1 protein-coding gene is annotated in these 1,835 nt (G+C 66.7%); it reads right to left on the bottom strand.

Features of this window, described 5'->3' with window-relative positions; translation table 11 throughout:
• Window positions 1-71: 71 nt before the first annotated feature.
• Complete coding sequence (locus ACFLIM_RS50105; protein WP_393177993.1) at window positions 72-1,679, bottom strand: hypothetical protein; 1,608 nt, start codon at window positions 1,677-1,679, stop codon at window positions 72-74.
• Window positions 1,680-1,835 lie beyond the last annotated feature (156 nt).

Here is a 1,835-nt window from a genome sequence, read left to right as displayed (position 1 = left end):
CTAGCCCGGCTTGATTCGGCGAAGCCGGGAAGATCGAGTCAAGTTTGTGGATGTTGAGCTGGGATCGCTGGTCAGGCAGCGGTTCCAGCGCGGCGGCTGAGGTCGTCGATGGCGTGGTGGTAGGCGCGGGTAGCGGTGGTGAGACGGCTTTCCTGGCGGAGTTCGGCCATCCCGGTGGTCAGGACCTGGTCGTGGATGGCGGTGAGGAACATCGCGTGCCGCAGGCCGGGATCGGTGACTCGGTAGCGGTGAGTGCGCGGGATGCGTTCGATGAGGCCGTGCTGGCGCAGGCGGCGCAGGTCGTAGGTGGCCTGACTGGTGGTCATGGCCGGGCGGCCGAGCGCGTCGGCTAACAGTTCTCGCAGGTCGGTGTTGGTGAAGCCGTTGATGTGCAGGCGGAAGATCAGCAAGAGGTGGAGCAGGGCTTGGGCGCGGGGGTCGGTGAAGCGCAGCCCGGCGATCCGGTGGCCGTCGGGACGCACGATGGGGTCGCAGACGGCATGGAGCGCGTCGGCGCCGGTGATCGGGTCGTGGCTGAGTCGTTGGACGCCCAGCAGGCGTCGGTTGGCGGAGAAGCCGATCTCCCGTAGTGCGGGCAGATTGGTCAGCGCGCGTCCGATCTTGAAGTCGTAGGTGTTGTTGATGGTGGTCTCGGTGCGCAGGGCCCTGCCTTCCTTGTGGTACTGCTTGATCCGGCTGGACTTGTAGTCCACGTGCAGGCTCGGGGTGACCCCGTGGGTGATGACGCGGGTGCGGAAATGCCCCGGCGTGGGACGGCGGGCCCGGCTGGTGACCTTCCGGTGGAAGATGAGGCTGACCTGGTCGGGGCGGCCGATGCCGAGGTTGTCCCGGATGACCTGCTCGAAGAAGATCCGGCCGGAAACCGGCCGGTCCAGCACCTGGGTCAGGGAGAATTCCGCCTGCAGGATGGAGATGTCATAGCGGTAGCCGGCGGCGCGGTCGGCCGGGGTGAACGGGTGCGGCAGCAGACGTAGCCACTTACGCAGCAGCGCGTCGATCCGGGCGGCGTCCAGCTGGTCGCAGATGCGCTGGATGGCGGCCGGATCATGGGTGGCGGCGAACCCGTTGTCCAGTGCGGTGAAGCCGATGCCGGCCCGGGCCGCCTGCCGTTTGGCGTACTCATGCCCGTTGAGGCACAGCTTGGCGTTGTAGGGGAAGTAGCCCGCGAACTGCAGGAAGAACGGCCCGAAGTCGGCGTCCACGGCGTAGAAGTACCAGTGGTTGACCATCGCGGTGGTCTTGACGATCCACGGGTAGGACTGTCCGGCCGCGTCCCGCCGCTTCTCGGTGCGAAACACCGGGGTCTTTTGCTGGGCCCGTCCGATGAACAACATCCCCTCGACGCCTCCGGCCGCCTCGAACCGGGCCAGGTGCTCGTGCATGACATCGTCCTTGCGGACGCCCTTGGCCAGGTGCAGCATCGGAACGTGGTGCTCGCGAGCGAAGGCGTGGATGGCCGCCTCGAAGCGTTCGCTGACCTTGCCCAGCGGCGCGGTGGAGGCGATCGGCAGTCCCAGTTGCTGGTGCACGTACCCGACCAGCGCCCGTGGGTGCTGCAACCGCGGCTGGTAGACGTTCAGGTACAGCCGGTCGATCGATTCGATCTCGAAGACCACATGCGTGGCCAGGACATCGGCGACGGTGCGGGGTAGCGTCATGACAAGGCTCCGGTCGGACGTCGGCCAGCAGGCCAACCACTGCCAGTAGGCGGTCAATTACGGGACCACACGGTCACCGTCTTGTTCCGACCGGAGTCACTTCAACTACCTCGACCGCCACACATGGCTCGTCGGGCTGGGGCGAAGCCCCATTAG

The sequence above is a fragment of the Nonomuraea marmarensis genome, from assembly GCF_043197025.1.
Classification (GTDB): domain Bacteria; phylum Actinomycetota; class Actinomycetes; order Streptosporangiales; family Streptosporangiaceae; genus Nonomuraea; species Nonomuraea marmarensis.
The sequence above is the reverse complement of the archived record's forward strand: the minus strand, read 5'-3'. Positions and strand labels throughout refer to the sequence as shown.

What these genes read in the sequence shown, in the direction of transcription:
- ACFLIM_RS50105 (WP_393177993.1), bottom strand. Translation starts at nt 1,679, where the DNA reads ATGACGCTACCCCGCACCGTCGCCGATGTCCTGGCCACGCATGTGGTC.